Here is a 22,202-nt window from a genome sequence, read left to right as displayed (position 1 = left end):
GGGGTCACATTCTCAGGGAGTTGGTGAAAGCAGTCCGCTTAACGATCGGGTACTCGCGATGGATGAAATAGCCGCCGGCGTCGTTCGCGTGATCGATGCCGGCGGTTTTGTCTGGCTCCCCGTTCGTGCCCCATACCTGCTGCTCCAGGCCATCGGCGTAAGTTGGGCAGGTAAAAGGGTTGACCAGGTAGCGCCGCTCGCCCTGCGCATTGCAGAAGACGGCGTTCATTGCGTTGATTCGATCCTTCACCGGTGGGTTTGCCGCCGGAGCAATGACCGCGAACCCGGCCTGCTTGAGCATGGCCAGGTCGGTGATGCTGGCGTTCACGGACTTGCGCGAATCACCCGATGCGTCCGGGTAGATCCTGATCTCGCAGGTCTTTTTAAAGTCGTTGCCGTCGTGCTGCCAGTAGCGCTCCTTGATACGGCGGATCATGTCGGGCGTGTCGTAACCGTCTATCAGCTCATCCACCGCCCTGGGCAGCCCCTGGTCGCGTTTGACGTGGGTGATTGCCGCCATCTTGCCGACGTTGAAGTCCATTCCGATGAACAGCGGCTCGCCGGGCTGCACAGTGTCGAAACATCCATTGAGCTTGCGGTCGTAGGCCGTGTAGATCGTGCCCGACGTCAGGTTGACGAACTGGCCCTTGAGGTACGCCATGATCAGTTGCGGCGGATAGGACTCCATCAGTGAGGCGATGTAGTCATCCGGCAAGTTCAGCTCGTTGTCGAAGGTGCTGGCCTGCACCAGGCCATACATCTCCTTGAGCGACGGCTTGTCCCGCAACTGCTTCACGAACTGCAAGAAGACGAACTTAAAGCCTTCCGGCGTCGTGGTGACATCCACCCCGTTCTTCAGTCCGGGCAAGTTGTAACGCATCCGGGCAATGATCTTGCGCCAGGCCTGCTGCGCCTTGATGGCAGTCAGCACGTCCAGTTCATCCACCAGGGCATGGCCGATCTTGAAGCCGACAATAGTCTGAGGCTTCTCCATCGACCGGCAAATCACAGTGCCGCGGTACTGCCGGCCGCTGTAGATATGAACTTCGTGGTTCGCCTGATTGATCTTTGTCTTCAGCCCCCAGTCGTAAGCCACCTCATCCATGGTTGGATAGAAGATGTCCCGGATCTGCGGGTAAGTCGGTGCAAAGTAGCCAGCGTTAACGCCGGGCCACTCCATGAAGTGCTTGCTCAGTGCCGAGCAGCCCACCCAGGTCTTGCCTGAGCCGAACCCGGCAACGAACGCACGGAATTTGTGGGGCAGCGTGAGGAACTGAGCCTGCGGAACATTAAGGCTCGGCATTCGGCTTCCTCGCATCCACCACGTCGACCTGGATGCGGGTCGGAATCACCGGTTCATCGCCAACCTCTTCCTTCCGGGCCCGGTTGACGTAGATGTCGCCGGTTTCCTTCGCGGCCTGTTCGAGGATCTGCATGGCCAGGCCGATGTTCTTCATCGACTCAGCCTTCTCCACAAAGCGGTTCATCGCGCGGAGACGAAAGGCGCGGTTGGCAATGGGTATGTCTTCAGTCTCTTCGCGGAAACGCTTTCTGGTCTGCTCGAAAAGGGTCTTCCATCTGTCGGCGAGCTTCTTACCTGAAACCTTTGTAGGGTCGTGGGATTCGACCTGCTGCCGGGTGATGCTCAAGCTGAATTCTTTATGGACCGCCTCAACCACCTGAGAAGGCGTATCGAAGCAAGCGAGAGCCTGTACTACAAAGGTCTTCACCTCACTGCTTAGAGCTGCCATAGGCGTTCATCCGTCCAAACCTGTCCAAAATCAGGCCGACTTGAGCAGACAGGTTCCGCAGGCCCTCGCAATGTTCAATTTCCCCACCTCAGCAGGACTGTTTGCAGCATCCACCAACGCTTGAACGTCAGCGCTTGCACCGTAGCGGCGGACGACTCCGACGAACTCTTCGACGTCGTGGCCCTGCAGCTTGATCTTCGGTGCACCGTCTTGGGTGAATGCTGGTTGACCGTACTTGTCGGTCGCGTGAGCCAGGTGATAAAGCTCGTGCTCGATCAAGGCGCAGAACTCAAGGTCGCTGCACTGGGCGCAGTAGTCGGCAGCCAGGGTAATGATGAATGCCGGCACATCGCCGAACCAATCACGCATCTGTTGCTCCATCCGGGCTTTCTGCCAGCCACCGGCGCGGAACGCTACCTGCTCGGCCTGGCCCAGGACTGTGCGGCCCTGCTTCTCGAAGCTCGACGACGCCCACATAATCCGGATGTCTGCATCCAGTAGGTGGGCATGGTCTTCGTTGTGAATGCTGCCTGTGTCGGCAACGATCTCAGTTTGCAGCCATTCCCACACCTCAGGCGCTGGAGTAAGGCGGATACCGAAGTCGGAGAGGTCAGACAGCTCAAGCAGTGACGATGGAGGGTATGGCCTGTCCATGAATCACCTTGAGCTTGAAATAGTGAAGCGTTGACGGTATTGGTGATGCAAATTAAAAAGTAAGGAAGCTCAATTCAATGTCCCGCACCAAATCCACTTGCGTTATTGCTATCACTGCTGCAGCTCTGTCCGGGTGTATTAGCACTCCAACATGGACCAATTTGGGACCAGTGGATCTGGATGTCTCAAATGGTCTGACCGCCTGCCATGTTGACGCCAACATTATCGATGGAGAGCGTATTGAGGGCATACTCTGCTCTACATACGAATCCGGTTTTTTTGGCGGTGGAGAACCAGAAATTTACTTCTCACCACAGAACCGAAAATTCATGCGAGAGCCGGTGAGCACAACCACCACCGGAGTTACTAAAGACTGGAAGGGGAAGAAAGCATTTTTACAATGCGCCCCTACTTTCGCCGTTGATGGCAAAACAGTTGAGAAGCGCTTTTGTAAGGTCACCATCAATGATCAATTGCTGGTAAGTGCGAACTTCAAATACGTGAAGTAAAGGCCTCCCCACCTCATAGCAACCCAGCGAGCACCTACGAGCTCCGGAACTGGGTTCACTCAAACGGCCCCAGCTGAAGGATACTGCCCCTAATGAAGTCAATCGTTAATGCTGCCGCCTTACTCTTGGTGGCTGGCCTGATCACAGCCTGCCAGAGCGGGCCGCACACACCACCGGCAGTGAAGACAGAAGTCCCCACTCATAAAATGAGCGTTGGCAACTTCATTTCACCGAAAGCGTGTACGAGTGGCAGCAATACGCTGAATGGCAAATTGATTGGGGCCAGCCTATGTATCCGATCGCAGAAATATGAAGTCTTCGGCGGCCCAGATATCACCCTGAGCTTCAACCGTGAGCTCGTTACGGTGCTTACCCCTGAGGAGGCAGTCAAAGGATTCACAGCTACAAAATACGGCATCACTGTTTCATTCAAGTGTGAAGATGTTCCGAAAAAAGACACCGATGATGGGCGGTCGTATCATTGCTCCTACGATGCAAGCAATCTTCCTTTGATCAGGGCCGACATCACATTTCCATAGACGAGCATGAACTCCAATCTCGCGCCACGATTTAGCGCATTCGAAAACGTGGCGCGGATTACTGCCCCGCACCGCTCCTGGGAAATTTGAACTCGGCGACCCGATCAGCAAAGTCGGCCAGCTTCTTCACGCCCAGGAACCCGATAAACACCCCGGCAGCCGTCGCAAGATTCTGCGGCAGACCGAAGTATTCAAGGACCGGGATCAGACCAATCGTGATCAAGGTGCAGATCGCCGCCTCGAGCAGAGCCTGGCGCCGGGTACCGCCGCCATAAATGATCCTGATACCAGCCATCAAGGCAGATAGGCCTGCGGCATAAAGCGTCGGCGAATGCTGACTCAGCCATGCAAGCACGATGAGCCAGGTGTCTGGTTTGTCTGGCATATTGGACATCTCGGTTCCTCCCCGTCAGGGAGTTAGGAATAAAGCAGGCCATGACCTGCGAATTTGAATCAGCCCCAGCAGCACTCCCTGCTCGGAGCGAAGGGTGTGGTGGAGCCGAAAACGAAAAAGCCCCGGCTTTTGCAGAGGCCTAAAAAGATGCTCGCCATGCGCCACCAGTTTCAGGAGCGCACAGCAAGCAAGTCACCGAACAATCTCTGAGAGCCTGTACACGATCTACTGAAAGCCGCTCAACCATGCTTAAGGCGGCATAAGCTACGCGCAGCAGCAAATCGTGATCCGACTCTAAAGCCGCCCTCCTTTCGCTTACGACAACAGGTCGTAAGAAATGTGTGTGTAGCCATCGTTGGTGCCGTTGATCCAAAGCCCATAACCAGCGGGAAGTTCAATCTGAAACGGACAAATTACGAAGTCGTTACCCGCACGTAAAACCAGCGGAAAATTATCCTCGTTAGCCCAGTTTGGCTTTACCTGCCCAGTGAACAACTTCGCGCCAATGAGATTTATGGTGCGAAGTACCACCCCCTTGGTGTTGATAGCAGGGTCAACGATTTGTACGTAGTCGCCCGTACGCGAGTACGCATACTTTGAGCCGAATTTTACTGGTTCCATTTTTTCACCTATTGAGTCGAATGATTAGTCGCGGAGGATTCCGCTTTCATGTCGCTCAAAGGCGATTGCTCGAGGCTCGTGGCCTTCACATGATTCAACGTCCCGCATCGGGAACATTTGATCTGGAGCTCTGTAAACCCACCCGTACGGGCGAGAAGTCTTTTGCAGTTACCGCATCTGAATTCTTTCAACATCTGCAAATTCCTTTTGCTGAATCACCCTTTCCTTGGGCAATAAAAAACCCGGCACAATGGCCGGGGTTTCTGAGTTCTTGCCATAGCTCCGCCAGTATGGCCGGTGATGACTTGTGTAAAGCGGTTATTTCAAATCCCGCGCCAACTGTGCCTCCACCTTCTTGCGAAACTCATCCAAAGCAGCCCGCTCTTCGACGCTGTATTCCTTGGCATCCTCGTGCAAGGCGCAGACGGTGCCATACACCTCACCGTCAGGGCCGCGTACTGGATAGCCTAAATAGTTGCTCAGCCCGAACTCTACCTCATCTTCATTGCCAGCCCAGTCGGACTCCAAACGCGAGTCCTTGACGTATAGCGGCTGTTCAGCGTCCACAACCCGCTCACAGTAGAGCTCTTGGCCGTTGTGGGCCAGGCTACTTTTCTTGCCCTGGGCGCCTATGGGATAGGTATCTTCATGACGTCCGCCAGAAGCCTCTACCTGCATATGCTGGGGCAGGGAACGCATGACAAGGATAGAGCTGACACCGAGTTGTGCGGCTAGCGCATCAATGTCCTGGCGTAGCGAGTCGAATACTGAGCTGGATTTGGCCACAAGAAGGTCCGGACTATTGGTTGGAAAAGTCCAACTATAGGGCGCCGGATCGAGGATCCTAAATACCCAATGAGCATTAGGATAGAAGTCTGCGAGGCACACCAAGCGGTGCCACAAGACGCCAAATTTACTAAGCAAAAAACCCGACACTTGGCCGGGCTTCCTTGAATGGTTAGTACAAGTTGCCGAAGGCAAAATACTAACTATGGGGAAATAATGCCCTCAGCCGTGCGGGAAGTCAAGCGGCCTCTTTCATCTTGTAAATTATCCCGCCAATTGGGCTTAGTGCCTTGGCGTCAATGTCATAGCAGGCATCGAAGCAGAGCTGCACAAAAGGCTCCCAGTCCCTCCCCCAAGCTGCCGACGGGAGCTTGATGCCGTACTCCCCTTCCAACCAGGCACGAAAAATCTCTGGTTTGATGAGTGGATCAGGGTTCGAAGACTGCCCGCCCTGGTGCATATATCGATACCGGCGAAATACACCCTTAGCGACGTACGTGGCGCGATCACGCTTGCTGGAAGTCATGCGCTCTACTCGGGAGCAAGCCAGGTTGAAAACTGCCTCTTCCGCTTCCTCCCGATCATCATCGGTCGGCTCTGCCGCGTACATAGCATTGCCAAAGGCGCGCAACTGGTAATGGAGACGCGCGATCGCCGACTGGATGTGACCAGCAAGCGCTCCGTGCACCGCGTGATTTGCAGTAGGTCCTCGCTGGGTGCTCTGCACCACCACCCCAAGCTCTGCGGCATCTGAGGACTGGCCAGGCGCTGGGTTGTAGTTGCAGTCATGCCATGCCTGGCGCGCTGAATTGATCTTCATGCGGCAGCCCTCTTCAGTTCTTTTGTCTTCGCCCGGTAGTCGGCGGTCATAGCCTTCAGCTCTTCGACCGTGTACTTCTTGGCCTCATGAGGGCCTTCAAGCCATGCCACCTTTTCCTCGCCAATTCTCTGTAGGAGCGAGATTCGGTAATTGATGAGGTTTCCTGAGAGGTGGTTATTGCACGGGGCGCATTGTTTCCAGGCGTTGAGCGGTTCATATCTCAACTCTGGGTTCGCTCCTACAGTGCGGTAATGGCCTGCATGATATTGGCCGTCATGGTGGCGACCGCAACTGATGCAAGGCAGATCCGCGTCACGGGCGCGCACCCAGGCGTTGAAGGCCTGCTGCGTGTCTTTGAGGTGATCCGCCCTGCTCTTCAGCTTCTCCTTGCGCACCTTGATGTCCCGGCGACCAACATCAGCTAGGGCCTTCTTGGCGCTCGCCTGCCCCTTCTCCGACTTACCGTAAGCGATGGCGCACTCGATATCGCCGCATACCGCCTGCGAATCGCGCGTTTTAGTGAACATTACTCGGCACACAGGGCAGCGCTTGCGGCGTGGCCCACCGGACGTGAGCGGGGTTTTGCGTTGTAATGGGGTGCGCTTCATGCGGCCTCCTTGAATGCTTCGAACTCTGCCATTTCGGTCAGGCGCTCTTCCGTGAGCGTCGGCCAGTCATGCAGCACCAGGTACGCACAGCACTGGCGCCAGAAGTCTTGGAATGTCTCCTCCCCCATCGAATCGTAGGAAAGGCTGCGGGGTGTCTTGCGGGTGAGTTGGCCCAGACCAGGGATATCGAACTGCTCCTCGTCGCAGTACACGCCCGACTCAAGTTGCAGTGCCTTGATTGCGTCGTGGGACTGCTTGCCAGAGAACCGATCGATGTTCTGGCTCAGTACCCGGCCCAGGCCGTGGACCAAACCGTTGAACCGTGGATTGCGCGGCTGCTTTAGTTCGGCGCGGATCTTGGTATTGATTCGGAAATCACGCTCACGAAGGATCGATCGGTCAGCGTCGGAGGACGGCACGAAAGCGGCCACCTCCCTGCCGGTGGCAGGATCAATCAGGCGGCGCAGCACCAGGTACACGGGCATTGGGCAGGGCTTTGCCGGTTTGGTCATGTCAGAACCCCTCCTTGCCGCGCTGCGACTCCCACTCGAACGGGATGACGATCACCCCGCCCTCCCGCAACCGATCAATGCAGCGCTCACCGAGTGCGTCCGGCAGCGCCTTCGCATCAAGGTTGGAGACGATCACAGTCGGGCGCATTTGCTCGTACCGGCCGTTAATGATTGCGAACAGGGTGGTCAGCTCAAAGTCGCTTGGCTTTTCCTTGCTGACGCCGACCTCATCCAGGATGAGCAGAGAGGGGCTGATCAGGCTCGACAGAATCTGGCTTTCACTCTGGTCACTGGAGTGGTCGTAGGTGGCACGAATGGACTGAAGGACGGCGCCGATAGTGCGGTACACCGCCGTTGCGCTGGACTTGGCCATGATCTCGTTGGCGATGGCGACAGACAGGTGTGTCTTGCCGGTACCGGGCTTGCCCAGCAGCAATAGGCAGCGGCCCGATTCGGCGATCTGCGCGAACTCAGCGGCATACCGACGGCAGGTGTTCAGCGCCTTTCGCTGTTCCGTGGAGGTGGCGACGTATCCATCCAGCGTCTTGCTGGCGAAGCGCTTGGGGACCAGAGCGGCGCCGAGTTTGCGCTCCATGGCCATGCGTAGCTCCATCGCCTTGCTGGCCAGCTCAGCAGCTTCAGCCTTCTCACGGATGATCCGGCCGCACTCAGGGCAACCACTTCTCAGCTCTTTGCCAAGTACTGGGAAAACCTTCTGTTCGTACTGGCCGTGGGTCTCGCAATCAGCGGGCTGGATGCGGGTGCCCGGCGGTAGTTCAGGCGTTGGGGGAATTGGCTCAGATCGCATAGGAACCGTCCTCACGCTGAATCAGGCCATCGGTGTAGTTGCGTTCAGCAAATCCCGTGTGGCGCGACTGAGGGGCCGGCACCGGTGCGGACTCCGCCAAACGCTTAATAACCCAGGACGCCTTGAAGCCCTGCCAACCGGAATTCAGCGCTTCGGTTATTGCGTCGTCTGCGTTGATACCGGCCTCAGCACACTTGGCCAGTTCGGTGTTCACGGTTGACCAGACAGTGGCGGTCACGGCGGCACGTTTGGCCTTGCGCTGGATCAGCCAGTCGGCGAGCAGCTGCTCAGGGACGTTGTGCGGGTTGTCGGCCAGCAACTGGGCCATGCCGAACGGAGCCTTGCGATCAGGCTTCGGCATCTCGGTTTTTGGTTGGGGCGGATTAATCTCTTTCGAAGAAAGAGTTAATAGGGGTTCTTTCTTTGTATAAAGAAGGGAGTCGTCGGTTATGGTCTGTTTCGCGGCTGAGCCGATTCGGACCACTTGAGCCGAATCAGACGATATGGTCTGTTTCGGCTCTACTACGAAGATCCACTCTTTTGGGTCACAAACGCCGATGTCACCGCGTGCACCACCCTCTCGGTACAGCACGCGACGGCGCAACAGGCCGGATATAGCCTTCGACACGGTGTCAGGGTGGATGTGGGTTGCCTTGGCGATATCGACCGCCGGGATGCGATGGGCGCCCGTGCTGAAGTTCAAGGTGGCTTTTGCCACGTACAGAACGATCTTCATTTCGCGCGCTGACAAATCGATGGCCATCAAGCCATCCATCATCTGGTTGTCCATTCGGGTGAACCCCCGAGGGTTGTGTATCGGAACAATGTTTGGCATGATTTCTCTCGCTTGAAGCTGTTGAAGAAGCCGACCTCGTACGTCGGCTTTTTTATTGCCTGTAATTCAGCGCCGAAGCGCCACCATCCCCGCCCGACTCCCCGCTCAGCCTCTCTCAAAGCCCACTGGATAAAACTCCAGCGACTTCAGGTTTCTTACTTCGCAGACCGTCTGGGCCGATACTGGGTACACGGATTTGCGGATAGAGATCTCGCTTAGGCGGCCATCTCGGCCCAGGGAAACGAAGGACAAAGGAACTCTTTTTTGAAAACACCTCCGGTCACCGCCTCTGCTCGTTTGGCAACCACTGGAGACATGCCGTGCTTCCCGCGAACCCAACCGGAAACGGTGCTTTGATCAACCTTGAGCTTTTCAGCGGTGACCTCCTGGGTGCCAATGAAGGCAACGAGGTCTTTGTAAATAGTGTTCATATCGCCCCTCCATACGGGAATACCCATATAGTAGGTTATGGGAATACCGATTTGCAAGGATATGGGAGCACCCGTAATACTCGAGGAATGGAATTCAAAGACCGTTTAAAGACAGCGCGCCGGCACGCCAAGCTCAATCAGGGCGAATTGGCCGCTAAAGCTGGTATCACGCAGACGTCGATTTCTGACCTTGAGCGTGGAAAATCGAAAGCCACCGCGCACGTCGTGAAGATCGCCGATGCATGCGGGGTGAGCGCCAAATGGCTTTCCGATGAGATCGGGCCAATGCTGACCCAGGGGTCGAGTGCAGGCTCTGTTGAATCGAACATCTCAATTGCCGCCCAGCCCAACAAATCATTCCGCTACCCATTAATCAGCTGGGTTGCTGCTGGCGCCTGGGCGGAGGCCGTCGAGCCCTACCCGGCCGGCTTCTCGGACACCTACGAGTTCTCGGAGTATGACTCCAAGGGCACAGCTTTTTGGCTGAAGGTGAAAGGTGACTCGATGACAGCGCCCGCCGGCCAGAGCATCACCGAGGGCACTCTGATCCTGGTGGACACAGAAGCTGAGGTCGCACCAGGTAAGCTGGTGGTGGCCAAGCTACCGGATAGCAATGAGGCGACGTTCAAGAAGCTGGTCAGCGATGGCGGCCGGCTGTTCCTGAAGCCACTGAACCCGAGCTACCCAATTGAGGCGGTAGACGAGAACTGCCGGATCGTGGGCGTAGTTGTTCAGGCGCTGCAGAAATTTTACTGATCAAGGGATTTGATTAAATTTTGCAGAACATCTGAAAAGGAAATCGAGATGCGAATGCCCGCAGTTCTAATCCTGATAGCAGCGCTTTATGGCTGCGCCGACTCCCATCAATGGCTACCAAGTCAGTCTGGCTCTACTCAGCAGCTCAATCGAACAAACAAGATAATCATCGCTACTCCGGTAGATGGTGAATACGGCGACCACGTTTACAAAGGCTCCGGTCGTAATACAGCTCAAATCCTCTACGCGGCGTTTGCGAGGCGATCGGCAGGAGTAACGGTGGATTCAGAAGCCTCGAGCTATGATCTGGCCTTAGAGAAAGCGAAACGCAGCGGGCAAGACATCCTGGTTCTTCCGACCATCCTGCATTGGGAAGATCGCGCAACTGAATGGTCGATGATCCCTGACCAGGTAGAGGTCAAGATAAGCGTAATTCAGGTTTCTTCAGGGGCTGTAATCAGCTCCGGGATCGCGTCCGGTGAAAGCGGTATTGCAACATTTGGCGGGGATCACCCCCAGGATTTACTGCCCGAGCCGATTGAGGCTTTCGTCTCATCTTTATACTGAGCAGGCGCCAACATCTAGCGCCTACCAACTCGGAGGCCACCATGCCCCTCACCAAGCCCAACCAGCAACTGCGCCGCGATCTCAAGGCGATCGCCTCAAACCTTGAGGAGTCCTGTATCGACCTGGGCAAGCTCGCAGAAAAACTAAGCGATGCAGACGCCATAGCCATGATGGGATTGGTAGGTACGCTTTATGAGGAAGCTGACAGGCTAGTGGGTTACGCGGATGAGGTGAAGGCCGGCCGGATAGGCCGGGCTTCGAGACAGACCAAATGACTGCATGGCGAGAGCAGAGCTTCTGGAGCAAGGCTGGAGTCATAGCTTGCCTAGCGTTCCTTATGATGCTCCCCGGCTATTCCGACGCGGCAGGGTTGGGCGGAAGCCAATGCGGCCGCAAGCGGGTATTCAGTCCTGGGTTCGTTGTACTTTGCATTTTCGTGGCGGTGCTTGAACTGATCGTGCTGAAACACCTCTACGCTGCACCTTGATGAAGGAATGTGGGTTGGACCAAGGAAGTAGCGAAAATCAAATTACTTAGTTACTGTCATAAAGGGACTTAAATGAATTACTACCAAGATACAGTCGCAAACATTGAAGGCAATAGCAAGCTACGCTCTCCCCAGATAGAAGCGTACTTACAAATAAAAAAATACTTCTCAGACAATCCTAATGGAGAGGCGCTGGTAGTACTACCAACTGGCACTGGCAAAAGTGGCTTAATCTCAATAGCACCTTATGGCGTTGCGAATGGCAGAGTATTAATAATCACACCAGGACTCGTCACAAAGAACAGCATAAAAAAAACCCAAGAAGCTTTGGAGGATAACTTCTGGGTAAATTGCAACGTTCTATTAGATCCGGATGACCTGCCAACAATCACAGAGTATGATTCAAGCACGCTCATCGCCAATCTTGACACATGCAACATGGTGTACACCAACATCCACCAAGTCTATAATACAAGAGGCAACAGCCTTGTAGATCGAGTACCCAAAAACTATTTTGACTTGATTATAGTAGACGAGGCTCATCACGCACCAGCAGAAAGCTGGACTCAGACATTAAGCTACTTTAATGCGGCAAAAAAACTATTCTTAACGGGTACTCCTTTCAGAGGGGACAACCAAGAGTTGCCAGGCGAGCTAATTCACGAAACACAATTATCTGAAGTAATGCGCGACAGATACGTGAAATGGCTTCGCAAGGAAACCGTTAATGCACACAACTTATCTTTCACGCTAGCGGCCTACCCAGGGCGAAACTTTTCTAAAGAGGAAGTTCTTCAATTAAAGGATAGAGAGTGGCTTGAGAAAAGTGTCGCCTTATCAGAAGCATGCTCTAAAGACGTCATTCAACACAGCTACTCCAAGCTCAGAGAGCTTAAAAGTGAATCCCCCTCTGTACCTCATAAAATCCTTGCTGTAGGTTGTAGTATTCGTCATGCCAACGATCTTCACTCGTGGTATGAAGAGCTCGGCACAACAGTAGTTACAATTCATAGCGAGATGAGCCAGGAAGACCAAGAACAAGCGTTCCGAAAAATTGAAAATCATGAATGCGAAGTTGTTGTTTCGGTAAATATGCTTATGGAGGGATATGACCATCGCTACCTCACAGTCCTTGCGCTTTTTCGTCCGTACCGGAGCCTGAACGCGTTTGCTCAAATTGTCGGTCGGGTGCTGCGAGCGATACCGGAAAACGAAATCAAAGCATTTGAGATAGACAATAACGCACTGATAGTTTTTCATCAGGAAACGGGGCTTGATGTGATGTGGCAAGCATTCCAAACAGAAGTCGATCGAGCCAAGCATAAACGCACTAGAGAGTATGAATTCAGCGAATACGAATACACCGAACGAGATAACGCTCTAGCAGGTATAAGTACAGAGGACGTTTTTGCAGGACAAACGGACTCCTATCTGGACGATATAGATTTTAATGAGCTATTCGAAAAAAAGCGATTAGAGATCTCGCAATCAGCAGACAAACAACTTGAAAAACTGAAAACTTCCGGACCAGCTCTAGATCTATCCACCATCGAAAAATTACGCAGCGTATTAATAGACGCTGAGCTAAAGAAGGCATCTTCAGAAATAAATCCAAACCTTATTGCGAAGCGTCCCGAGCTAGCACGCAAAGATCTTAGAGCTCTTTTGGTGAAAAAATCCCAAGACGCTGCCGCAAGCTTGATTAGCGACAAAGGCCTTGAGGACAAGGGCACAGAGCTATTTCCTAGATTTGCCAGACATCTTAAGTACATGAAGAAGGACACTCCAAACGATGGCGTGCTTGTAATGTACATCAATGCCAAGATACACTCACGCTATGGTGCGCGCGATCAGATGGACAACAGACAGCTTTTAAACGCTGTAGATATGATGCCGCACATTGTTAATGAGCTTCGAGGCATGTTGAAATGAACAAACTACTGAAGGAAGCCTTAGATGAGCTTACTGCACTGCATCTTTTTAATGGGGTGCAGCCTTCAGACCTAGCAGATGCTATGTATGAAACCCCATATTTAGAGTTTAAAACTACTAAAACCGTCGAGCACTTAACTGTTGAGCTTAGCTTTATTGATGAGTATGAAGAGACTGCAAACACAGTAAAGATGAAATACGTTTACAGCTTAGATAGAAAATTGCAGCGCATTGACCAAAAAATAGGTTCAAAAAAATTCGCCACGCAGTGGTGCCGAAAAACTGCTACTAGCGATGCCATTACCAAGGTTGAATCAGCCTTCAGAAAAATGAGAGTTACTGATAAAAAAATCAGCGAGATTATGTCCACTCTCCCAAGTAGCGCAAGATCTCAAGTTCGTGCGAGACTGTCTTTAGTCGCTTGAGGCAACTACTCACATAAAGCCCGGCCTAGCGCCGGGCTTCTTGTATCTGCCCTCTCCCACTCAACCGCTCTATCCGAGAACTCAATATGCTCGCAGATCTTCCCAAGATGCTTCGTTGTCCAGAGGCGAAGGCCAGTCGCATATTGCAGATCGGAGAATCCCATATTCGCCCTTTAACTCATTTTGTTGACCAGCTACGCGAAAATGCTGGGCCAGGTGCGGGCATCCCCTACTTTGACCCGTGGGATGGTGGCGTCGATGCTGAAGTGCTGTTCTTGCTGGAGGCACCAGGGGCTAAAGCGGTAGCTTCGGGGTTTATTTCACGAAACAATCCTGACGAAACAGCGAAGAATATGTTCGAACTCGGGGTTGAGGCTGGCATTGATCGCAAACACACAGTGCTTTGGAATGTCGTACCTTGGTACATCGGGACTGGAACAAAAATACGAGCAGCCACCCCTCTAGATCTCGAGGCTGGACTTCAACCGCTGCCTCGATTGTTAGCGCTACTACCAAAGCTACGGGCTGTCGTTTTACTGGGCAAAAAGGCAGAGAGGGCCGCAGCAGCCATTGCCTCAGTCCGGCCAGGTCTGAAGCTGTTCATTTGCGCTCACCCGAGCCCGCTATACGTAAATAACGCAATAGGCAACCGCGAAAAAATCCTTACAACTCTTCGTCTAGTCAGCGCACATTTACGGCAAGGTTGACTCGAAGCCCGGCCCAGCGCCGGGCTTCTTGTATCTGCCCATTCACACTCGGGCTCCTCTGGTCATCCCAATTACTCGTAAACCCGCTTAAGCCCGACCTCCGCGGACAAATCCGCCGAGGCATATCTTGTTACAACCATTCGCCCGTAGGCAGTCCCCGTAGAGAACTTCAAACTTTGAGTCTAGTCCTAATGCTAGGCGTGCTTTAAACCGTGAGCGCCTGCTGACAACCCATAGAGGTTCACAAAATGAAAATGACACTACCCGCCCTAGCTTTGGGTGTCCTCATTTCGCAAGGAGCGATGGCAGCCGGAGATGGCACAGCCGCTCTTGGAGGCGGCGTTGGTGGTGCACTTGGCAATATCGTAGGTCAACAGCTCGGCGGCTCAACCGGCGCAGCCGTAGGTGCAGGCGTAGGTGGTGCTGCCGGTAGTGCTGTTGGTGCCCAAAAAGGCAACAGAGCCGAAGCTGCATTAGGTGGAGGTATCGGCTCTGCTGGTGGCTCACTAATTGGTAATCGCCTGGGCGGCACAACTGGCTCGACTATCGGTGCAGGTCTCGGCGGCGCCGCGGGTGGTGCGATCGGAAACAACCTGGCGGACGATGAGAGCAATCATCGATCTGATGGTAAGAAGCACAAAGGCAACAACAAGCATAAACACAAGAACAAACATCGTTAGTTTCTGACGCTATTCCATCGAAGTCCGGCCCAGCGCCGGGCTTCTTGTTTCTGCCCTTACCAGTTAGGATCGGTGATCGCATCCGTATGGAGGGGGGCTGCATGAAACCCACCGCAACCAAGCTCGTCAAAATCACCGCGCTCATGAGTGTGTGCGCTAGCGTGAGCTATGTGGCCCATGTCGTGAGCCGAGAAGTGGCTTACGTCCATGCGAAGGTGAACAGATCAACGAGCACTGACGCCCCACGGCAAGAGCTTCGATGGCCAGAAGCTGTCGCTCTGCCAGAGTTGCGAGTACCTCCGTTGAAAGTGCAAGACCAACTGGGTGCTGATGATTAATTAATCTCGCAGACTTTGACGTCCGGCATTTCACAAACCTTTCACAGCTGAACGCATATGGTTACCACAGCTCCTAAAGAACATCCCTTTAAGCCCGCTACTCCCCATCGCGGGCTTTTCTTTGCCTGCGATTTGGAGGGCCGACTCTCGCCCTCCCCGACTTACCCGACGACGGCTATACACGCCCACCTTCAAAATGACACGATAACGCCTCGCCTTCGTAAGTAGGAATACAGGATGTTCAGTCACGTAACCGTTGGGACAAACGATCTTGATAAGGCCTCGACCTTCTATGACGCGGTGCTGATCCCCCTGGGGCTCTATCGTAGGCCTGTAACGCCTGATGGCGGGCCACCTTCGGCTTGCTGGATTAAGCCAGATAGCGTTCTCCCTCGCTTTTATGTGTACAGCCCTTATGACCGCAATGAAGCCGGAGCAGGGAATGGAAGCATGGTGGCTTTCACCGCACCATCTCCAAATGCGGTAGACAGCGCCTATGCAGCTGGGCTTCTTGCGGGCGGATCTGATGATGGTGAACCTGGCCAACGTCCCCACTATGGTGACGGTTACTACGGTGCGTACCTACGTGATCCAGATGGCAACAAGGTACATATCGCTCATCGTGGTGATTTGGACTTGGCGCGGTAGCCGCCGTTCACCGTATTTGCTTGGAGCCCGCCCAACGCGGGCTTTTTCATGCCTGCCGGAAAGCACTCATCATAAAATATGCATTTATGCATGAAACTTCTTGCTGTCCTCTTGCCAATACATGACAGCATCAATACTGTGTATGCATACAGCAATCGCAAGGAGCGAAGCATGAATCAGGTACCCTACCCCACATCAAAACCGCGCAATTCCTATGAGCTTGTTGGCCGCCGCCTGCAAGGCTTGATCGCTTCCCCTCGAGTACAGAGGATCCAACTGATCGAGGTAGCCAGACGTGACGACGAAAGCCCTGAAGCTTGGCGCCAGGTTATTCAAGACATCGGCGACACCGTCGGAATAAGGATTGAACATTTGGATGATGGCGCCGTCCGGATAGGCTGGCGCGAGTACTGCGACACATAAAAGATCCCGCCAGTGAGCGGTTTTTTTATTGTCTCCCATAAAAAATATGGGAATACCCATTGACGACAAATATGGGATTGCCTATATTTACATCCAGACCAGCGACGAACACCGCCGGCCAGCAGCGAAAGCTGCGCCGCTCTTTAACAGTCAGCGAAATACAGAAATACCAACAGACCGCATTGCCTCTACCGGCGACCGGCGATCAGACGGGTCAGATAGCCCGCCCACGACAGGAACACCCTGTACGGCTGATCGAGAGCGAAACGCTCGAACCGCGCGAATGACCTGGCAAGCAATGCGCCCCGAGAATCCCAGCGGCAGAAGGGAGATTCAACTGAACAGAATTAGCGGTCCCGATAGCCTCGGCAGGGAACGCCGGACCTCATGCACCCTGCCCCACTAAACCAGGGCATTCAGAGCTGTAGCGTGCATGTTGTAAGGACCTGTGATCCACGGCGAACAGATGCTGTTTGACGCCGTGAGGAGGAAGCTCACCGCCCACCCACGAAGACGACCGGCCAGCCCTGCAATCAGCAGCGGGCAACGAGCCACACCGCTGACGCAACAACCCCGGCCTGTCGCCAGTAGCGAGGCCGGGGGTTTCACCGATAGTCCTTGGCAACAGGGCCTAACGGGAAACCAACTGGGAGAAATGTATGGCCAAGAAAGTTGGCAGAACGACCAAGACAGAGCCGATCGGGGCCCGGGTCAACCCACGAACGCGGTACCTCATGGATGTAATGGGGCGAATTCAACGGCGATCTTTGACGGCGGTCATCGAAGCGGCTGTAGAGAGCTACGCGACAGAGGCGGAAAGCTCGCTAGCCGCCCACACCTGGTCAACCGATGAAGGCGAGCGCCTGCTTAATTTGTACTCGAAGGCACCGCACCTCTGCTCATTTGACGAGGAGATTGATGCCAAAGCAGCCCTAGCCGCGCGCAGCGAGTAATCGGAAATTTTCACTTCTGCCACCGCCTCGGTGGCAGCGGGAAACCAACCGAGGGTTACAACGATGGAAGCAACAATCATCAACGGTTCATGGAAAGGCCACCTCGGACGTGGCCTAGCGCCGCGAGAACTTCAGTTCCTGCTTTGGATTGCCCAGGGCTTCACCTCGAAAGAGATCGCCCGGGAAGCAGGGATTGAGGCAGGCACCGTCAAGAAGCGCCTGACCAATGCGATGTTCAAGCTGGGCGTGACGAAGCGTACGGCGTTAGTGGCTGAGGCCATGAAGCGCCAGATCATCACGCCGGTTTGCTTTGTACTGGCGGCGCTGCTTGCCATGCACTCAATGATCAGTGACGACTCAATGCGTCGTGATCGCCGGGCGCCGGAAAGGTGCATGACTCAGGTGCGGATGGTGCGCCGGGCAGAGCGTGTTGAGCTGACAGCCTAAGCGCTCCAGACTTTTTCACCGATGCACCTGGTTACCCGGGTGCATTGGGAAAACAACCGGAGCAAGACGAGATGGTCATCATTGAAGACGACTTCACAAGCGGCGCACAGGTGAGCATGCAGATGGACAAAGAGGCGGGTGAGCTGTTTGTGTTTCATTGCCCTGCTGGTCAAGGCTGCAAGGTTAGCAAGTGGCCTCTGGATAGCTACCACATGCCAATCGCAGTGGCTCATTACGAACAATGCTGCGAGCTGGAACGCGCCGGCTGAACAACCAGCACCACGACAGCCTGTCGCAAACTGCCCGAGGGCCTGGTACTTCCCAGAACCAGGCCTTATCGGGGAGAGATCTGAAACGCTGCCGAAAGGATCCCTCGGACAGCCGGAATCCCTGAGTAAGTCAGGGAAAATCACACCCCGAGCTGGCCTGATTAAAGAGCTTCAAACGTCCAGGGTGTGATCTCTGCATCACGAGGACGAATCGTTAGATTTAGAACAACGTGATCGGTAGGTTCGTTTGGCATCGTCGCCGGCAAGCAATAAACGGGGCCGTAAATGCATGGGCACGCGGACATATTGAAGTCGTCCCGAGAGTTAACAAACTCCTCTTTAAGCCTCTTCATGAGCACCTGCTCAACGGATATCGCATCCTCTACGTCTGGCATCCGTTTCGCGTCGAAAAGCAATTGAGCAGTAGCTTTCAGGTTGCCTTTATCGATGAAAAACTTTGGCATTGCATCACTCCTTAGATGGGCATCAAAAAAGCTTGATCGATCAATAATGCCACAACGCCACCATCGAGAGAGCTACTTTCCTTCCCCGCCTCTACCCGTCAGCACTCCTCCCCCGCGCCCATCGGCAACCAGCGGGAGGCATGAGTGCTGACGAATACAGGTGAACAACCCGCCAAACTGGAGGCGATCATGATCCAAAGTCACCAAGCTCACTGCGATGTAGCACTTGCAATGAACCAGCGCCGCAATATGTCCTTGGCCCTTTGTCTTGGGCTGGTCGGCTCCAGCACGCCAAAGAGCTCCCCCCGCTACCGTGTAGTTCCAGCGGGCCACGAGTTCTTCCACGTCGTTGATTCCGCCACCGGCAAGGTGAAAGGGTTTCGCCGCAACCACAACGAAGCCTGCGCCCTTGCCCGCTCCCTGGAGTCTCGTCATGCAAACAAGCTATGCGGATAGCGCCCAGGCCCGGGAATCCGAAAGGCGCTGGGATTTACCGAACTTCGGAAGGACTCAGCATATCGATCTGTTCCACGAGTACACGGCAGATGACCTGGCAGAGCGTGAGGCGCGTCGTCTCAAAGAGCGCGCCAGCCTAAAGCTGCGTATCAGCGTTGCTATGGGGCAGATGGAACTGATCTGCCCGCCAGTAAGGAATGCTGAATGAACATCGCCCAGCGAGACCACCAGATAGCCGTGGGCTGGATAGAGGCCGAGATAGAAAACCTGATCCGGGATCTGGGTAAGGAAAATGCCAGCGCCGCGGCGCGGTCATGCATAACCCTGGCTTTTATGCTGAGAGCCATCGACGAAGCTGAGCACCGTCATTACCAGGCGCAAATTGACCAGATCTACGCCAAACACAACGCCTCTACCGTTTCCGCCGCATAACTCTGCTGACCCACACCACTTTCAATGCTGCGCCAAGCGCGGCGAGGGATCGTCATGTCCAAAAATACCAATCAAGCACTCGCACAAGAATCGCTCGAAACATCTGAGGCTCAAGAAGTACATAAATCTGTAGCGCCTGCTGTTTCGATCACCGACATCGTCGAATATCAACCGCATGAAGAGCAGATCGTTCGCCTGGAGACCACCTACGCGAAGCTGGTCGTTGATTGCTCGACGAGCGAAGGTTTGGCAAATGCCAAAGAGGTTCGCGTTGACATCCGCGACGTGCGCTATGCCCTGGCGAACACCACCAAGACAGCACTGGTGCCATACCAGCAGAAGGTGAAAGAAGCTCAGGCCCGAGTTAATCAGGTCAAGGATTTTGGCGAGGCGTTGAAGGCCCGCGTTTTGGTGCTCGAAGAGCCAGTTGATGAAGCCATCAAAGCTGAAGAAAAACGTGTCGCTGACGCGAAGGCGGAGAAAGAGCGCCTGGAACATGAGCGCATAGAAGCCATCCGGGCAAAAATCAACCGCTTCAGCTCTGTTGCTGCCGCCTATGCAAGCCGAAGCGCAGCCGACGTCTTTAACACCCTGCAGAACGTCAAGGAAGCGGTGATCCTGCCTGAAGAATATGGCGAGTTTGAAGCTGAAGCCACCATCGCCCGCGACAATGCGATTGATCAGTTGGAAGCGCTGCACAAGTCTGCCCTGGAGCGCGAAGCGGCCGCTGAAAAGCTACTGACCCAGCAAAGGGAGCTTGATGAGCTACGCGAAAAGCAGCGAATCGCCGACGCCGAGGCTGAAGAACTGCGCAAACAGCGCGCAGAGGAAGACCGCAAGCGCTTGAAGCAGCAACAGGATGAGTTGGACCAGCAGCGACGTGACATGGAGGCTCAGCAACGTCAACAGCGTGAGCAACAGGAAGAGCAACAACGCCAGCAGCGCGAGCGCGAGGCACAGTATCAGCGCGACCAGGAAGAGCTGGCCCGTCTGCGCGCCCAGGCTGCCGCGCCTGCTCCATTAGCGGCTGTCGCTGCCGCTCCAATCGAAAAGGAAGTTGAAACTGTGCCTGTTGCAGTAGTCGCCGCCTCCATGGCTTCCATCGACGTAGACCCGACTACACCCCCGGCTGAAGACATTGTCGAAGTGGTCGCCCTGGGCTTCGACGTTGACATCGACACCGCTCGCACTTGGCTGCGTGCCCACAGCTTCTAACCACCCTTTCCATCTGACGGCCAGCACAACCCATGCTGGCTACGGAGAGTGCTATGACCGACACAGACACCCAAGCACAAACCGGCCTCGCCACTTATCACGACCCATCGCACAACGCTGCGGCACTCATCCTCGACCCAGGCACCATGAAGTCGATGAGCGATCTCGCGATGATGATGTCGAAGGGCGTTACAACAGTCCCTAAGCACCTCAAAGGCAACCAGGCTGACTGCATGGCGGTAGTGCTACAAGCAATGCAATGGCAGATGAACCCATTCGCGGTGGCGCAGAAGACCTTTATCGTCAACGGTGGCGCATTGAGCTATGAGGCCCAGCTCGTGAACGCAGTGATCACCGCCAAGGCGCCGGTCAAAAGTCGCTTGAACTTTGAGTGGTTCGGCTCCTGGGAAAACGTCATCGGGAAGATGCGCGAAGTCACCAGTAAGACCAAGAAGGACGAAGATACAGGCGAGCCCAAAAAGTATCGTGTTCCAGCCTGGAGCTTTGATGATGAGAAAGGCTTAGGGATCAAGGTCTGGGCAACCTTCAAAGGCGAAGACGAACCGCGCACTCTTGAGCTGTTACTGACCCAGGTTCGCACACGTAACTCTACGCTCTGGGCGGAAGACCCGAAGCAGCAAATCGCATACCTGGTCACCAAAAAATGGGCGCGACTCTTCTGCCCTGACGTGATCCTTGGTGTTTACACCCCTGACGAATTCGAGGACTCGTATGGCGGCGAGATCGACATCACCCCCGCCAAGCAGACTGCGAACACCGCTGCCGCGGCGGGAGTTTCGTTCGGGCCTAAATCTCCGTCGCCTGAAATCGACGGAGTATTTGCTGACCTTCTGGTCGTCGCGAAGCGCCAGGACATCGAAGCCTACGCAGCAGCTTGGGCAGGCCTCAAGCCGAAGCAACGTGCGGCAATCGGTCTGGAATGCCACGAAGCACTCAAGAGCATGGCAGCGACTGTTGATGCTGACTTCACCGACATGAGCAGCTCCAACGCAGACCAGCCCCATACAGAGGAGGCCGCGTAGTGAGAACTGAGCTTCAGGGCACGGACAAGTGGCATGCAGACCGATCTGGTCGCGTGACAGCCAGCCGCTTTAAAGACGTGTTGGCCTGGGGAAAGCCTGACAAACATGGGAAGCGCGAGCCGATGGGCGCGCGCACCTCCTACATGCGCGAACTGTGCTTCGAGCGGCTAGCAAAGAAGTCCAAACACAACGTCAGCAGCGCCTCCCTGAAATGGGGGCACGCTGAAGAGCAAAAGGCCCAGGACGCCTACGAGATGCTGACCGGCAACATCGTCCTCCCCTCCGAATTCATCGTCCACCCCAAGTACGACTGGCTTGGCTGCTCTCCAGACGGCCTGATCAACGATGACGGCGGTACTGAATCAAAGTGCCCTTTCAACGAAGCAATTCACATCAGAACCTGGCTCGAAGGCATGCCCGAAGAACACATCCCGCAGATTCAGGGATGCATGTTCGTTACAGGTCGCAAGTGGTGGGACTTTATTTCGTTCGATTCTCGCCAGGATGAAGAGTGTCAGCTCTATATCGAGACGATTTACCGCGACGAGGACTACATCGCAAACCTGCACAAGGAGCTGGTCCAGTTCAACCTGGAACTCAATCGCATGGTCGACGAGGTCGCAGACAAGGCGCGGGCGCAAGCCCACCGCCTGGGAGCCTGACCATGCGCCGCATAACCCGCATCCAGCAAC

At 54.7% G+C, this 22,202-nt stretch carries 35 protein-coding genes; 21 read left to right on the top strand and 14 right to left on the bottom strand.

The features are described 5' to 3' along the window. Nucleotides 1-4: 4 nt before the first annotated feature. Genes ACO77H_RS11980 through ACO77H_RS11970 form a run of 3 tightly spaced genes read right to left on the bottom strand, consistent with a single transcriptional unit; the run spans nucleotide 5 to nucleotide 2,405 of the window. Nucleotides 5-1,303: a terminase large subunit domain-containing protein gene (locus tag ACO77H_RS11980; protein WP_432755533.1), complete on the bottom strand. Its 1,299-nt coding sequence runs from the start codon at nucleotides 1,301-1,303 to the stop codon at nucleotides 5-7. Beyond that, nucleotides 1,290-1,751: a DUF2280 domain-containing protein gene (locus ACO77H_RS11975; RefSeq protein WP_177067405.1), complete on the bottom strand. Its 462-nt coding sequence runs from the start codon at nucleotides 1,749-1,751 to the stop codon at nucleotides 1,290-1,292. Before ACO77H_RS11975 ends, ACO77H_RS11980 begins: the two co-directional genes overlap by 14 nt. Before the next feature lie 30 nt (nucleotides 1,752-1,781). Then, complete coding sequence (locus ACO77H_RS11970) at nucleotides 1,782-2,405, bottom strand: putative metallopeptidase (protein ID WP_432755532.1); 624 nt, start codon at nucleotides 2,403-2,405, stop codon at nucleotides 1,782-1,784. A 77-nt stretch (nucleotides 2,406-2,482) separates the two neighbouring features. Here ACO77H_RS11970 and ACO77H_RS11965 point away from each other — a divergent pair, with 77 nt between their 5' ends. Next, a complete protein-coding gene (locus ACO77H_RS11965) occupies nucleotides 2,483-2,914 on the top strand; it encodes a hypothetical protein (RefSeq protein WP_432755531.1) in 432 nt (143 codons plus the stop codon). A 92-nt stretch (nucleotides 2,915-3,006) separates the two neighbouring features. Continuing rightward, nucleotides 3,007-3,453 carry a hypothetical protein gene (locus ACO77H_RS11960; protein ID WP_432755530.1) on the top strand — a complete coding sequence of 149 codons (447 nt, stop codon included), beginning with the start codon at nucleotides 3,007-3,009 and terminating at the stop codon, nucleotides 3,451-3,453. A gap of 58 nt (nucleotides 3,454-3,511) precedes the next feature. Here the strand turns inward: ACO77H_RS11960 and ACO77H_RS11955 are convergent, their stop codons facing one another. From ACO77H_RS11955 to ACO77H_RS11910, 10 genes are all read right to left on the bottom strand, one after another. Next, nucleotides 3,512-3,847: a phage holin, lambda family gene (locus ACO77H_RS11955; protein ID WP_029294997.1), complete on the bottom strand. Its 336-nt coding sequence runs from the start codon at nucleotides 3,845-3,847 to the stop codon at nucleotides 3,512-3,514. A gap of 315 nt (nucleotides 3,848-4,162) precedes the next feature. Next, complete coding sequence (locus ACO77H_RS11950; protein WP_432755529.1) at nucleotides 4,163-4,468, bottom strand: hypothetical protein; 306 nt, start codon at nucleotides 4,466-4,468, stop codon at nucleotides 4,163-4,165. Between the two features lie 8 nt (nucleotides 4,469-4,476). After that, entirely contained in the window at nucleotides 4,477-4,662 is a 186-nt protein-coding gene (locus ACO77H_RS11945; RefSeq protein ID WP_081044268.1) for a zinc finger domain-containing protein, read from the bottom strand. 124 nt (nucleotides 4,663-4,786) lie between these two features. Next, entirely contained in the window at nucleotides 4,787-5,254 is a 468-nt protein-coding gene (locus tag ACO77H_RS11940; RefSeq protein WP_432755528.1) for a GAF domain-containing protein, read from the bottom strand. A gap of 238 nt (nucleotides 5,255-5,492) precedes the next feature. Next, nucleotides 5,493-6,074, bottom strand: coding sequence for a hypothetical protein (locus ACO77H_RS11935; RefSeq protein ID WP_432755527.1), 582 nt, complete (start codon nucleotides 6,072-6,074; stop codon nucleotides 5,493-5,495). Then, nucleotides 6,071-6,682 (bottom strand): recombination protein NinG, encoded by a 612-nt coding sequence (locus tag ACO77H_RS11930; RefSeq protein ID WP_432755526.1) that lies wholly within the window; start codon nucleotides 6,680-6,682, stop codon nucleotides 6,071-6,073. Before ACO77H_RS11930 ends, ACO77H_RS11935 begins: the two co-directional genes overlap by 4 nt. Beyond that, nucleotides 6,679-7,194 (bottom strand): hypothetical protein, encoded by a 516-nt coding sequence (locus ACO77H_RS11925; protein WP_432755525.1) that lies wholly within the window; start codon nucleotides 7,192-7,194, stop codon nucleotides 6,679-6,681. Before ACO77H_RS11925 ends, ACO77H_RS11930 begins: the two co-directional genes overlap by 4 nt. A 1-nt stretch (nucleotide 7,195) precedes the next feature. After that, entirely contained in the window at nucleotides 7,196-8,002 is an 807-nt protein-coding gene (locus ACO77H_RS11920; RefSeq protein ID WP_432755524.1) for an ATP-binding protein, read from the bottom strand. Beyond that, a complete protein-coding gene (locus ACO77H_RS11915; RefSeq protein WP_432755523.1) occupies nucleotides 7,992-8,792 on the bottom strand; it encodes a replication protein in 801 nt (266 codons plus the stop codon). Before ACO77H_RS11915 ends, ACO77H_RS11920 begins: the two co-directional genes overlap by 11 nt. A gap of 260 nt (nucleotides 8,793-9,052) precedes the next feature. Then, nucleotides 9,053-9,268 carry a hypothetical protein gene (locus ACO77H_RS11910; RefSeq protein WP_432755522.1) on the bottom strand — a complete coding sequence of 72 codons (216 nt, stop codon included), beginning with the start codon at nucleotides 9,266-9,268 and terminating at the stop codon, nucleotides 9,053-9,055. Nucleotides 9,269-9,355: 87 nt separating this feature from the next. Here ACO77H_RS11910 and ACO77H_RS11905 point away from each other — a divergent pair, with 87 nt between their 5' ends. The 13 genes from ACO77H_RS11905 (at nucleotide 9,356) to ACO77H_RS11845 (ending at nucleotide 17,900) form a co-directional block, all read left to right on the top strand. Continuing rightward, the gene (locus tag ACO77H_RS11905) at nucleotides 9,356-10,024 is read left to right on the top strand and encodes a LexA family protein (RefSeq protein WP_432755521.1); all 669 of its coding nucleotides are present in this window, start codon (nucleotides 9,356-9,358) and stop codon (nucleotides 10,022-10,024) included. Nucleotides 10,025-10,078: 54 nt separating this feature from the next. Then, nucleotides 10,079-10,591, top strand: coding sequence for a DUF4823 domain-containing protein (locus ACO77H_RS11900; RefSeq protein WP_432755520.1), 513 nt, complete (start codon nucleotides 10,079-10,081; stop codon nucleotides 10,589-10,591). Between the two features lie 41 nt (nucleotides 10,592-10,632). Next, nucleotides 10,633-10,866, top strand: a complete 234-nt coding sequence (locus ACO77H_RS11895) for a hypothetical protein (protein WP_432755519.1) — start codon at nucleotides 10,633-10,635, stop codon at nucleotides 10,864-10,866. Beyond that, nucleotides 10,863-11,078 carry a hypothetical protein gene (locus ACO77H_RS11890; RefSeq protein WP_432755518.1) on the top strand — a complete coding sequence of 72 codons (216 nt, stop codon included), beginning with the start codon at nucleotides 10,863-10,865 and terminating at the stop codon, nucleotides 11,076-11,078. Before ACO77H_RS11895 ends, ACO77H_RS11890 begins: the two co-directional genes overlap by 4 nt. Nucleotides 11,079-11,150: 72 nt before the next feature. Continuing rightward, nucleotides 11,151-13,010: a DEAD/DEAH box helicase gene (locus ACO77H_RS11885; RefSeq protein WP_432755517.1), complete on the top strand. Its 1,860-nt coding sequence runs from the start codon at nucleotides 11,151-11,153 to the stop codon at nucleotides 13,008-13,010. Beyond that, on the top strand, nucleotides 13,007-13,435 hold the full coding sequence (locus tag ACO77H_RS11880) for a hypothetical protein (protein ID WP_432755516.1): 429 nt from the start codon (nucleotides 13,007-13,009) through the stop codon (nucleotides 13,433-13,435). Before ACO77H_RS11885 ends, ACO77H_RS11880 begins: the two co-directional genes overlap by 4 nt. Nucleotides 13,436-13,521: 86 nt before the next feature. Then, entirely contained in the window at nucleotides 13,522-14,142 is a 621-nt protein-coding gene (locus ACO77H_RS11875) for a uracil-DNA glycosylase (RefSeq protein WP_432755515.1), read from the top strand. 248 nt (nucleotides 14,143-14,390) lie between these two features. Then, entirely contained in the window at nucleotides 14,391-14,822 is a 432-nt protein-coding gene (locus ACO77H_RS11870; protein ID WP_133714871.1) for a glycine zipper domain-containing protein, read from the top strand. A gap of 575 nt (nucleotides 14,823-15,397) precedes the next feature. Continuing rightward, on the top strand, nucleotides 15,398-15,808 hold the full coding sequence (locus tag ACO77H_RS11865) for a VOC family protein (RefSeq protein ID WP_432755514.1): 411 nt from the start codon (nucleotides 15,398-15,400) through the stop codon (nucleotides 15,806-15,808). Between the two features lie 171 nt (nucleotides 15,809-15,979). Further along, nucleotides 15,980-16,231, top strand: a complete 252-nt coding sequence (locus tag ACO77H_RS11860) for a DUF1654 domain-containing protein (protein WP_432755513.1) — start codon at nucleotides 15,980-15,982, stop codon at nucleotides 16,229-16,231. A 659-nt stretch (nucleotides 16,232-16,890) separates the two neighbouring features. Continuing rightward, nucleotides 16,891-17,184 carry a hypothetical protein gene (locus ACO77H_RS11855; protein ID WP_432755512.1) on the top strand — a complete coding sequence of 98 codons (294 nt, stop codon included), beginning with the start codon at nucleotides 16,891-16,893 and terminating at the stop codon, nucleotides 17,182-17,184. 63 nt (nucleotides 17,185-17,247) lie between these two features. Further along, a complete protein-coding gene (locus tag ACO77H_RS11850) occupies nucleotides 17,248-17,631 on the top strand; it encodes a response regulator transcription factor (protein WP_432755511.1) in 384 nt (127 codons plus the stop codon). Between the two features lie 71 nt (nucleotides 17,632-17,702). Continuing rightward, on the top strand, nucleotides 17,703-17,900 hold the full coding sequence (locus ACO77H_RS11845; protein ID WP_432755510.1) for a hypothetical protein: 198 nt from the start codon (nucleotides 17,703-17,705) through the stop codon (nucleotides 17,898-17,900). A gap of 161 nt (nucleotides 17,901-18,061) precedes the next feature. Here the strand turns inward: ACO77H_RS11845 and ACO77H_RS11840 are convergent, their stop codons facing one another. Further along, a complete protein-coding gene (locus ACO77H_RS11840; protein WP_432755509.1) occupies nucleotides 18,062-18,364 on the bottom strand; it encodes a hypothetical protein in 303 nt (100 codons plus the stop codon). Nucleotides 18,365-18,613: 249 nt separating this feature from the next. Between ACO77H_RS11840 and ACO77H_RS11835 the strand changes: the two genes are divergently transcribed. Genes ACO77H_RS11835 through ACO77H_RS11810 form a run of 6 tightly spaced genes read left to right on the top strand, consistent with a single transcriptional unit; the run spans nucleotide 18,614 to nucleotide 22,172 of the window. Continuing rightward, the gene (locus tag ACO77H_RS11835) at nucleotides 18,614-18,820 is read left to right on the top strand and encodes a hypothetical protein (protein ID WP_432755749.1); all 207 of its coding nucleotides are present in this window, start codon (nucleotides 18,614-18,616) and stop codon (nucleotides 18,818-18,820) included. Beyond that, nucleotides 18,798-19,028, top strand: a complete 231-nt coding sequence (locus ACO77H_RS11830) for a hypothetical protein (RefSeq protein ID WP_432755508.1) — start codon at nucleotides 18,798-18,800, stop codon at nucleotides 19,026-19,028. The genes ACO77H_RS11835 and ACO77H_RS11830 overlap by 23 nt, the downstream gene beginning before the upstream one ends. Beyond that, nucleotides 19,025-19,252, top strand: coding sequence for a hypothetical protein (locus tag ACO77H_RS11825; RefSeq protein ID WP_120731824.1), 228 nt, complete (start codon nucleotides 19,025-19,027; stop codon nucleotides 19,250-19,252). The genes ACO77H_RS11830 and ACO77H_RS11825 overlap by 4 nt, the downstream gene beginning before the upstream one ends. Before the next feature lie 54 nt (nucleotides 19,253-19,306). Beyond that, nucleotides 19,307-20,467, top strand: a complete 1,161-nt coding sequence (locus ACO77H_RS11820) for a hypothetical protein (RefSeq protein ID WP_432755507.1) — start codon at nucleotides 19,307-19,309, stop codon at nucleotides 20,465-20,467. 53 nt (nucleotides 20,468-20,520) lie between these two features. Then, nucleotides 20,521-21,510, top strand: coding sequence for a RecT family recombinase (locus ACO77H_RS11815; RefSeq protein WP_432755506.1), 990 nt, complete (start codon nucleotides 20,521-20,523; stop codon nucleotides 21,508-21,510). Next, complete coding sequence (locus ACO77H_RS11810) at nucleotides 21,510-22,172, top strand: lambda exonuclease family protein (protein ID WP_057442113.1); 663 nt, start codon at nucleotides 21,510-21,512, stop codon at nucleotides 22,170-22,172. The genes ACO77H_RS11815 and ACO77H_RS11810 overlap by 1 nt, the downstream gene beginning before the upstream one ends. The last annotated feature ends 30 nt before the right edge of the window (nucleotides 22,173-22,202 follow it).

Origin of the sequence: Pseudomonas sp. WMBT8, from assembly GCF_050916005.1 — a bacterium.
Classification (GTDB): domain Bacteria; phylum Pseudomonadota; class Gammaproteobacteria; order Pseudomonadales; family Pseudomonadaceae; genus Aquipseudomonas.
This window is presented reverse-complemented; position numbering and strand designations above follow the sequence as displayed.

Bases quoted from the DNA above. Each gene is read 5' to 3' on its own strand.
- ACO77H_RS11980 (WP_432755533.1), bottom strand. From the start codon at position 1,303: ATGCCGAGCCTTAATGTTCCGCAGGCTCAGTTCCTCACGCTGCCCCAC.
- ACO77H_RS11975 (WP_177067405.1), bottom strand. From the start codon at position 1,751: ATGGCAGCTCTAAGCAGTGAGGTGAAGACCTTTGTAGTACAGGCTCTC.
- ACO77H_RS11970 (WP_432755532.1), bottom strand. From the start codon at position 2,405: ATGGACAGGCCATACCCTCCATCGTCACTGCTTGAGCTGTCTGACCTC.
- ACO77H_RS11965 (WP_432755531.1), top strand. From the start codon at position 2,483: ATGTCCCGCACCAAATCCACTTGCGTTATTGCTATCACTGCTGCAGCT.
- ACO77H_RS11960 (WP_432755530.1), top strand. From the start codon at position 3,007: ATGAAGTCAATCGTTAATGCTGCCGCCTTACTCTTGGTGGCTGGCCTG.
- ACO77H_RS11955 (WP_029294997.1), bottom strand. From the start codon at position 3,847: ATGTCCAATATGCCAGACAAACCAGACACCTGGCTCATCGTGCTTGCA.
- ACO77H_RS11950 (WP_432755529.1), bottom strand. From the start codon at position 4,468: ATGGAACCAGTAAAATTCGGCTCAAAGTATGCGTACTCGCGTACGGGC.
- ACO77H_RS11945 (WP_081044268.1), bottom strand. From the start codon at position 4,662: ATGTTGAAAGAATTCAGATGCGGTAACTGCAAAAGACTTCTCGCCCGT.
- ACO77H_RS11935 (WP_432755527.1), bottom strand. From the start codon at position 6,074: ATGAAGATCAATTCAGCGCGCCAGGCATGGCATGACTGCAACTACAAC.
- ACO77H_RS11930 (WP_432755526.1), bottom strand. From the start codon at position 6,682: ATGAAGCGCACCCCATTACAACGCAAAACCCCGCTCACGTCCGGTGGG.
- ACO77H_RS11925 (WP_432755525.1), bottom strand. From the start codon at position 7,194: ATGACCAAACCGGCAAAGCCCTGCCCAATGCCCGTGTACCTGGTGCTG.
- ACO77H_RS11920 (WP_432755524.1), bottom strand. From the start codon at position 8,002: ATGCGATCTGAGCCAATTCCCCCAACGCCTGAACTACCGCCGGGCACC.
- ACO77H_RS11915 (WP_432755523.1), bottom strand. From the start codon at position 8,792: ATGGACAACCAGATGATGGATGGCTTGATGGCCATCGATTTGTCAGCG.
- ACO77H_RS11910 (WP_432755522.1), bottom strand. From the start codon at position 9,268: ATGAACACTATTTACAAAGACCTCGTTGCCTTCATTGGCACCCAGGAG.
- ACO77H_RS11905 (WP_432755521.1), top strand. From the start codon at position 9,356: ATGGAATTCAAAGACCGTTTAAAGACAGCGCGCCGGCACGCCAAGCTC.
- ACO77H_RS11900 (WP_432755520.1), top strand. From the start codon at position 10,079: ATGCCCGCAGTTCTAATCCTGATAGCAGCGCTTTATGGCTGCGCCGAC.
- ACO77H_RS11895 (WP_432755519.1), top strand. From the start codon at position 10,633: ATGCCCCTCACCAAGCCCAACCAGCAACTGCGCCGCGATCTCAAGGCG.
- ACO77H_RS11890 (WP_432755518.1), top strand. From the start codon at position 10,863: ATGACTGCATGGCGAGAGCAGAGCTTCTGGAGCAAGGCTGGAGTCATA.
- ACO77H_RS11885 (WP_432755517.1), top strand. From the start codon at position 11,151: ATGAATTACTACCAAGATACAGTCGCAAACATTGAAGGCAATAGCAAG.
- ACO77H_RS11880 (WP_432755516.1), top strand. From the start codon at position 13,007: ATGAACAAACTACTGAAGGAAGCCTTAGATGAGCTTACTGCACTGCAT.
- ACO77H_RS11875 (WP_432755515.1), top strand. From the start codon at position 13,522: ATGCTCGCAGATCTTCCCAAGATGCTTCGTTGTCCAGAGGCGAAGGCC.
- ACO77H_RS11870 (WP_133714871.1), top strand. From the start codon at position 14,391: ATGAAAATGACACTACCCGCCCTAGCTTTGGGTGTCCTCATTTCGCAA.
- ACO77H_RS11865 (WP_432755514.1), top strand. From the start codon at position 15,398: ATGTTCAGTCACGTAACCGTTGGGACAAACGATCTTGATAAGGCCTCG.
- ACO77H_RS11860 (WP_432755513.1), top strand. From the start codon at position 15,980: ATGAATCAGGTACCCTACCCCACATCAAAACCGCGCAATTCCTATGAG.
- ACO77H_RS11855 (WP_432755512.1), top strand. From the start codon at position 16,891: ATGGCCAAGAAAGTTGGCAGAACGACCAAGACAGAGCCGATCGGGGCC.
- ACO77H_RS11850 (WP_432755511.1), top strand. From the start codon at position 17,248: ATGGAAGCAACAATCATCAACGGTTCATGGAAAGGCCACCTCGGACGT.
- ACO77H_RS11845 (WP_432755510.1), top strand. From the start codon at position 17,703: ATGGTCATCATTGAAGACGACTTCACAAGCGGCGCACAGGTGAGCATG.
- ACO77H_RS11840 (WP_432755509.1), bottom strand. From the start codon at position 18,364: ATGCCAAAGTTTTTCATCGATAAAGGCAACCTGAAAGCTACTGCTCAA.
- ACO77H_RS11835 (WP_432755749.1), top strand. From the start codon at position 18,614: ATGTCCTTGGCCCTTTGTCTTGGGCTGGTCGGCTCCAGCACGCCAAAG.
- ACO77H_RS11830 (WP_432755508.1), top strand. From the start codon at position 18,798: ATGCAAACAAGCTATGCGGATAGCGCCCAGGCCCGGGAATCCGAAAGG.
- ACO77H_RS11825 (WP_120731824.1), top strand. From the start codon at position 19,025: ATGAACATCGCCCAGCGAGACCACCAGATAGCCGTGGGCTGGATAGAG.
- ACO77H_RS11820 (WP_432755507.1), top strand. From the start codon at position 19,307: ATGTCCAAAAATACCAATCAAGCACTCGCACAAGAATCGCTCGAAACA.
- ACO77H_RS11815 (WP_432755506.1), top strand. From the start codon at position 20,521: ATGACCGACACAGACACCCAAGCACAAACCGGCCTCGCCACTTATCAC.